We start from the raw sequence: 7,389 nt of genomic DNA, 5'->3' as shown, positions 1-7,389 counted from the left end.
CCGCGCCCCCGCACGCCCCGCCCCGCGCGACAGCCGCGCGCACGACACAGAACGGCGCCCGCCCTCCGGATGGAGAGCGGGCGCCGTTCGTCGTCAGGGGATCGTCAGTGCGAGCCGGGCATGTACGCGGCCTGACCGGCCTGCACGATGCGCTCGGCCTCGGCGGCGTCGCCCCAGCCATCGGCCTTGACCCACTTGTTCGGCTCGAGGTCCTTGTAGCGCTCGAAGAAGTGCGCGATCTCGGCCTTCGTCTGCTCCGGCACGTCCGAGATGTCCTGGATGTGCGCCCAACGCGGGTCCTTGGCGGGGACGACGAGGACCTTCTCGTCGTTGCCGGCCTCGTCGCTCATCTTGAAGACGCCGACGGGGCGGACCTTGACGCCGACGCCGGGGAACGTCGGGAACTCGAGCAGCAGCAGCGCGTCCACGGGGTCACCGTCGTCGGCCAGGGTCTTCTCGAAGAACCCGTAGTCGGTGGGGTAGACGAACGAGGTGAACAGCACGCGGTCGAGATAGACGCGACCGGTCTCGTGGTCCACCTCGTACTTGTTGCGGCTGCCCTTGGGGATCTCGACGACGACGTCGTACGCGGCCATGTTGCGCTCCTGTGTCTGCTTCGGGGACTGTCGTGTGTTGCGAAAGCGCGGCTAACGTTACCGGGTGAACTCTCCGCGTCCCCGGCTCGACCCCGCCGTCGCCGAGACCCGCCTGGCGGTCCGCGACCTGCTCGCCGCAGCCGTCGACGACGGCGTGGTCGCCGCAGGCGACCTGGTCCTCGTCGCACTGAGCGGCGGACCGGACTCCCTCGCCCTCGCTGCGGCCACCGCGTTCGAAGCGGGCAAGCAGGGTCTGCGGGCCGGGGCAGTGGTCGTCGACCACGCGCTCCAGGCGGGCTCCGAGGCGGTCGCGAGCCGCGCCTCCCGGCAGGCATCCGAGCTGGGACTCGACCCGGTGACGGTCCGCAGGGTCACGGTCGGCTCCGACGGTGGTCCGGAAGGCGCCGCCCGGGAGGCCCGCCACGCGTCGATCGCCGAGGTCGCGGCCGCCACCGGGTCACCCCTGGTGCTGCTGGGCCACACCCTGGACGACCAGGCCGAGACGGTGCTGCTCGGCCTGCTGCGCGGCAGCGGGCCGGACAGCCTGTCCGGCATGCAGCCGCTCGCCCGCCGTGACGGCGGTCCGGCCTACGGCCGGCCGCTCCTGTCGGTCCGGCGCCACGCGACCCGGCAGGCGTGCGCCGCAGCGGGGCTGGCGCCGTGGCGCGACCCGCAGAACGACGACCCCGCGTACGCACGGGTGCGGGTGCGGAACACCCTGCTGCCGGTGCTCGAACGGGAGCTCGGTGCCGGGGTGCCCGAGGCCCTGGCCCGCACGGCCGACCAGCTGCGCGAGGACTCCGCGGCGCTCGACCACTTCGCCGAGGAGATCGCGGAGGACATCGCCGAGCACTCCGAGGCGGGCATCTCGCTGTCGGTGCGGGCGCTCGGAGCGAACCCACCGGCGCTCCGGCAGCGACTCGTGCGCCTGGCGGTGGAGAGCGAGTTCGGGGTGACGCTGTCGCGCGTGCAGACGCTCGAGGTCTGCCGGCTCGTCACGGACTGGAGCGGACAGGGCCCGATCGACCTGCCGGGCGTCCGTGCCACGCGGACCGGCGACCGTATCGAGTTCAGCGCCGGTTAGGCTGGCGTGGTGGAACTCTCCGACGTCCAGGCAGACCTGTCCGAAGTGCTCTTCACCCCTGAGCAGATCGACGAGAAGCTCGCCGAGCTCGCGGCGGTCGTCGACGCCGACTACGCGGGCCGCGACCCGCTGCTCGTCGGGGTGCTCAAGGGTGCCGTCATGGTGATGGCGGACTTCTCGCGCCACCTCAAGATGCAGGCGCGGATGGACTGGATGGCGGTGTCGTCGTACGGCTCCGGCACGAAGTCGTCCGGCGTGGTGCGGATCCTCAAGGACCTCGACACCGACCTGCACGGCCGCGACGTCCTGATCGTCGAGGACATCATCGACTCCGGTCTGACCCTGTCGTGGCTCAAGCAGAACCTGCAGTCCCGTGGTGCCGCGAGCGTCGAGATCGTCGCCCTGCTGCGCAAGCCCGAGGCCGCCAAGGTCGAGGTCGACGTGAAGTACGTGGGCTTCGACATCCCCGACGCCTTCGTGGTCGGGTACGGCCTGGACTACGACGAGCGCTACCGCAACCTGCGCGGCGTCGGCGTCCTCGCTCCGCACGTCTACTCCTGACGGGCAGCCCGCCGCGCTCGGGCCGCACTCGGCCGACTCTGGCCCGGGGGTGAGTTCGCCCGCAGAGGACACCCATTCTCGCCACAGAATCGCGGCCGTATGCTGACCTGCACGCAACTTCGGCAGAGAAAGGTGTCGGGCACTCGCGCCCGGATCACATGAACTTCAAGCGCATCTTCCGCGGCCCGTACCTCTACGTGCTGATCGCGCTGGCGGGCATCTTCATCGGCTGGAGCGTCATCAGCCAGGGCAGCACGCAACAGATCGACACCCAGAAGGGTCTCGAGCAGCTGTCCGATGACAAGGTCTCGTCCGTGACCATCAACTCCACCGAGCAGCGGGTCGACCTCGTCCTGAAGGACGGCGACAAGCAGGAGCAGTTCTACTACTCCACGCCGCGCGGCGAAGAGGTCGTGCAGGCGGTCAACGACTCCAACCTGCCGGACGGCTACAACGACACCGTGCAACAGGGCAACTGGTTCCTGTCGCTGCTCGGCATCCTGCTGCCGTTCCTGATCATCGGTGCCCTGTTCTGGTTCCTGCTCTCGAGCGCCCAGGGCGGCGGCTCGAAGGTCATGCAGTTCGGCAAGTCGAAGGCCAAGATCAACAACAAGGAGAACCCGCAGGTGTCGTTCGCCGACGTCGCGGGTGCCGACGAGGCGATCGAGGAACTGCACGAGATCAAGGAGTTCCTCAAGGAGCCCGCGAAGTTCCAGGCCGTCGGGGCGAAGATCCCGAAGGGCGTGCTGCTCTACGGCCCTCCCGGAACCGGCAAGACCCTGCTCGCCCGCGCCGTCGCGGGAGAAGCCGGCGTGCCGTTCTACTCGATCTCCGGTTCGGACTTCGTCGAGATGTTCGTCGGTGTCGGTGCGAGCCGTGTCCGTGACCTCTTCGAGCAGGCCAAGGCGAACTCGCCGGCCATCGTCTTCATCGACGAGATCGACGCCGTCGGTCGTCACCGTGGTGCCGGCATCGGCGGTGGCAACGACGAGCGCGAGCAGACGCTGAACCAGCTCCTGGTCGAGATGGACGGCTTCGACGGCAAGACGAACGTCATCCTCATCGCCGCGACGAACCGTCCCGACGTGCTCGACCCCGCGCTCCTGCGTCCCGGCCGTTTCGACCGCCAGATCGGCGTCGACGCCCCGGGGCTCGCCGGCCGCAAGCAGATCCTCGAGGTGCATGCGAAGGGCAAGCCGCTCGCCGCGAGCGTCGACCTCGAGCTGCTCGCCCGCAAGACGCCGGGCTTCACCGGTGCCGACCTGGCGAACGTCCTGAACGAGGCGGCCCTGCTGACCGCCCGTTCGAACGCGCAGCTCATCGACAACCGTGCCCTCGACGAGGCCGTCGACCGCGTGATGGCCGGCCCGCAGCGCCGCACCCGGATCATGTCCGACCAGGAACGCCTGATCACCGCGTACCACGAGGGCGGCCACGCCCTGGCGGCAGCGGCGATGCGGCACACCGACCCGGTCACGAAGATCACGATCCTGCCCCGTGGCCGTGCCCTCGGCTACACGATGGTGCTCCCGCTCGAGGACAAGTACTCGGTCACCCGCAACGAGCTCCTCGACCAGCTCACCTACGCCATGGGTGGTCGCGTCGCCGAGGAGATCGTCTTCCACGACCCGACCACGGGCGCCTCGAACGACATCGAGAAGGCCACCGGCACCGCTCGCAAGATGGTCACCGAGTACGGCATGAGCCAGGCTGTCGGGTCCGTCAAGCTCGGGTCCGGTTCGAGCGAGCCGTTCGTCGGCCGCGACATGAGCGGTGGCACCGGTCGCGACTACTCGGAGACCATCGCCCAGACGGTCGACGCCGAGACCCGCGCCCTGCTCGAGGCCGCGCACGACGAGGCCTACCAGGTGCTCAACGACAACCGGGACATCCTCGACCGCCTGGCCGGCGAGCTCCTCGAGAAGGAGACGCTCGACGCCCCGGAGCTCGTGGAGATCTTCAAGGACGTCCGCAAGCTGCCGGAGCGCCCGCAGTGGCTCTCCAGCGACAAGCGCCCGGTCAGCAACCTGCCCGCGATCGACGTGCCCGGCAAGGCCGCCTCGACCGCAGCGGACCCGTCGGACTCCGAGTCGACCTCGAAGACCCGTCGTCGCCCGTTCGGCAACCCGGGTATCGCCCCCGCGTAGGCCGGTATGACCGAGCTGCCGACGCGACGAGAGCGTCGACTCGCCGAGGTGAGTCGTGCCCGCGCCGCCGCCGCCGAACCGGCGACGGTCGCGATCGACCTCCGTGCACCCCAGCCGGTGCCCGAGGTCGTGACCGGCCGTCGCCGTGACCGCGGTGGCCCGGCCGAGGAACGCACCCGGGTGCTCGGCATCCTCAACGTCACCCCCGACTCGTTCAGCGACGGCGGGCTGCACCAGGCCTACGACGACGCCGTGCAGCACGCACGGGACCTCGTCGCGGCCGGCGCGGACGTCATCGACGTCGGTGGGGAGTCCACCCGCCCCGGTTCGGAGCGCGTGCCCGTGCCGGTCGAGCAGGAACGGGTGCTGCCGGTCGTGCAGCAGCTCGTCGCCGAGGGCATCCCGGTCAGCGTCGACACGATGAACGCCGCAACGGCCGAACGTGCCGTCGACCTCGGTGCCGCCATCGTCAACGACGTCTCGGGCGGGCTCGCCGACCCGGACATGGCCCGGGTCGTGGCGTCGACGGGGGTCGGCTTCGTCGTCATGCACTGGCGCGGCCACAGCGACCGGATGTACCGCAACGCCGAGTACACCCACGCGGTCGAGGAGGTCCGGCGTGAGGTCGAGCTCCGGGTCGCCGAACTCATCGTGCTCGGCGTCCGGCAGGAGCAGGTCGTCATCGACCCGGGCCTCGGCTTCGCCAAGCACGGCGTGCAGAACTGGGAGATCCTGGCCGGCTACGAGCGCTTCGCCTCGATCGGTCTGCCGGTGCTCGTCGCCGCCTCACGCAAGCGGTTCCTCGACGGTGTCGGGAGCCCCGAGGGTGCCCCGCCCAGGGAGCGCGACCTCGCCACCGCCGCCATCAGCCTGCTCGCCGCCGAACGCGGCGCGTGGGGTGTGCGCGTGCACGACCCGGCACCGACCCGTGCCGTGCTCGACGTCTGGGACGCCTGGAGGGCAGCTCGATCGTGAACGACACCATCCGACTCACCGGGGTCCGCGCCCGCGGACACCACGGCGTCTTCGACCACGAGCGTCAGGACGGCCAGGACTTCGTCGTCGACGTCGCCGTGGAGCTCGACGCCCGCGCCGCCTCGGGCAGTGACGACCTCGACGCCACCGTGCACTACGGCGTCCTCGCCGAGCAGGTCGTCGCCGAGATCGAACGCGACCCGGTCGACCTGATCGAGACGCTGGCCGAGCGCATCGCCGCGGCCGTGCTCACCCACCGTGCCGCATTGGCGACCGAGGTCACGGTGCACAAGCCGCAGGCCCCGATCACCGTGCCGTTCACCGACGTCTCGATCACCATCCGGCGTGCCCGCGGCGCCACGGTGCGGGACGAGGAAGAAGAATGACCCACCGGGTCGTCGTCGCCCTCGGAGCGAACCTCGGCGACCGGGGGAGCACGCTCCGTGCCGCCGCCACCGCGATCGCCGCCCTGCCCCGGGTCGTGCCGGTGGCCTCGAGCCGCGAGGTCGAGTCGGTCGCCGTGACCCTGGACGGCCTCGACACGTCGAAGCCCCGCTACCGGAACGCCGTCGTGGTCGTCGACACCGACCTCGAGCCGCAGGCCCTCCTCGACGCCCTGCACGGCATCGAGGACGCCCACGGCCGCACGCGCGAGGTCCGGTGGGGCGACCGCACCCTCGACCTCGACATCGTCGCGGTGGACGACCTGCGGATCGCCACGGACACCCTGGTCGTGCCGCACCCGCGGGCCGCTGAGCGCGCGTTCGTGCTCGCCCCGTGGCTCGACGCCGACCCCGAGGCCGTCCTGCCCGGTGCCGGACCGGTGGCCGACCTGCTCACCGCCGTGGGGGACGACACCGAGCGCGTCGACGAGCCGCGCCTGTTCGCGGAGCCGGCACGGGCCTCCCGGCCTGCGGGGAGCGCGACCAGCGCATGAAGCCCACCCGCGCCTCCACGCTGATCAGCATCGCCGTCGTGACGGTGGTCGCCGGCTTCGCACTCGACGCCGTCCTGGCGTCGCGCCAGCTGCCGACGTTCCTGTTCTCGATCCCGCTCGGCGTCACGCTCGCGTTCATCGGCGTCGCCGTCGTGCTCATGGCGCGCCCGGTGCGCCGGCACGCGCGCGACGGTGCCGGACGCCAGCGGCCGGTCGACCCGCTCTACGCGACCCGGGTCGTCGTGCTCGCGAAGGCGTCCAGCATCTGCGGCACGCTGCTCGGCGGGTTCGCCCTCGGCCTCGTGCTGTACCTGCTGACCCGTTCCGCGACGCCTTCGCTAGGCTCGACCCTGCCGAACGTGATCGCCGTCGGGGGCGGGATCGTCCTGACGGTCTGCGCACTCGTGGCGGAGCGCATGTGCATCGCACCTCCGGGTGACGACGACGACGACCGTGACGATCCCCGCAACGGTTCGACGACGGTGAACTGACCGAGCAACCCCAGGAGGCCCGCGATGCCGCGTGAACGACTCGACGAGCCCGGCCTCGGCCTCGGTGGGATCGCCTGGCAGCGGGTGTCCGCGAAGCTCGTGTGGGCCGAACTCATCACCACGCTCGTGATCGGTGTCGTGCTCACCGCTGGCTGCGTGCTCATCGGGATCGTCACCGACGGCTTCGGTTCCGGGGCCGGCACCGTGTGGCTCTCCATCGGCATCGTCGTCGCGGTCACCACGGCGATCACCGCCGCGCTCACGCCCCGACGGGTCCGGGCCATCGGCTACGCGCTCCGCGACGACGACCTGGTCGTGCGACGCGGCCTCATGTGGCAGCGGTTCACGGCCGTGCCGTACGGCCGGATGCAGCTCGTCGACGTCGCCCGCGGGCCGCTCGACCGGGCGCTCGGCATGAGCGAGCTGAAGTTCGTCACCGCCGCGGCTGCGACGAACGTCCGGATCCCGGGTGTCCCGGCAGCGGACGCCGACGAGCTGCGCGACCGCCTCGTCGAGCTCGCCGAGTCCCGTCGCGCCGGACTGTAGGGGTCGTCCGTGACCTTCCGACCGGGCACCCCGCCACCCGCTCCGCCCGCCC

The 7,389-nt window shown here is 71.1% G+C and carries 9 protein-coding genes; 8 read left to right on the top strand and 1 reads right to left on the bottom strand.

The window, feature by feature from the left end:
* Positions 1-104: 104 nt before the first annotated feature.
* A complete protein-coding gene (locus DEJ04_RS17990; RefSeq protein ID WP_111047998.1) occupies positions 105-596 on the bottom strand; it encodes an inorganic diphosphatase in 492 nt (163 codons plus the stop codon).
* A gap of 64 nt (positions 597-660) precedes the next feature.
* Between DEJ04_RS17990 and tilS the strand changes: the two genes are divergently transcribed.
* From tilS to DEJ04_RS17950, 8 genes are all read left to right on the top strand, one after another.
* The gene (tilS, locus tag DEJ04_RS17985) at positions 661-1,680 is read left to right on the top strand and encodes a tRNA lysidine(34) synthetase TilS (RefSeq protein ID WP_111047997.1); all 1,020 of its coding nucleotides are present in this window, start codon (positions 661-663) and stop codon (positions 1,678-1,680) included.
* Between the two features lie 9 nt (positions 1,681-1,689).
* Complete coding sequence (gene hpt / locus DEJ04_RS17980; protein WP_017887686.1) at positions 1,690-2,241, top strand: hypoxanthine phosphoribosyltransferase; 552 nt, start codon at positions 1,690-1,692, stop codon at positions 2,239-2,241.
* A gap of 158 nt (positions 2,242-2,399) precedes the next feature.
* Positions 2,400-4,388 carry an ATP-dependent zinc metalloprotease FtsH gene (gene ftsH, locus DEJ04_RS17975; RefSeq protein WP_111047996.1) on the top strand — a complete coding sequence of 663 codons (1,989 nt, stop codon included), beginning with the start codon at positions 2,400-2,402 and terminating at the stop codon, positions 4,386-4,388.
* A 6-nt stretch (positions 4,389-4,394) separates the two neighbouring features.
* Positions 4,395-5,363 (top strand): dihydropteroate synthase, encoded by a 969-nt coding sequence (gene folP, locus DEJ04_RS17970; RefSeq protein ID WP_181437880.1) that lies wholly within the window; start codon positions 4,395-4,397, stop codon positions 5,361-5,363.
* The gene (gene folB / locus DEJ04_RS17965) at positions 5,360-5,749 is read left to right on the top strand and encodes a dihydroneopterin aldolase (protein WP_111047995.1); all 390 of its coding nucleotides are present in this window, start codon (positions 5,360-5,362) and stop codon (positions 5,747-5,749) included. Before folP ends, folB begins: the two co-directional genes overlap by 4 nt.
* Positions 5,746-6,300, top strand: a complete 555-nt coding sequence (folK, locus tag DEJ04_RS17960) for a 2-amino-4-hydroxy-6-hydroxymethyldihydropteridine diphosphokinase (protein ID WP_111047994.1) — start codon at positions 5,746-5,748, stop codon at positions 6,298-6,300. The genes folB and folK overlap by 4 nt, the downstream gene beginning before the upstream one ends.
* Complete coding sequence (locus DEJ04_RS17955) at positions 6,297-6,791, top strand: DUF3180 domain-containing protein (protein ID WP_111047993.1); 495 nt, start codon at positions 6,297-6,299, stop codon at positions 6,789-6,791. The genes folK and DEJ04_RS17955 overlap by 4 nt, the downstream gene beginning before the upstream one ends.
* Before the next feature lie 24 nt (positions 6,792-6,815).
* On the top strand, positions 6,816-7,337 hold the full coding sequence (locus DEJ04_RS17950) for a PH domain-containing protein (protein WP_111047992.1): 522 nt from the start codon (positions 6,816-6,818) through the stop codon (positions 7,335-7,337).
* Positions 7,338-7,389: the final 52 nt, after the last annotated feature.

Source organism: Curtobacterium sp. MCLR17_044 (genome assembly GCF_003234435.1).
GTDB classification, from domain to species: domain Bacteria; phylum Actinomycetota; class Actinomycetes; order Actinomycetales; family Microbacteriaceae; genus Curtobacterium; species Curtobacterium flaccumfaciens.
This window is presented reverse-complemented; position numbering and strand designations above follow the sequence as displayed.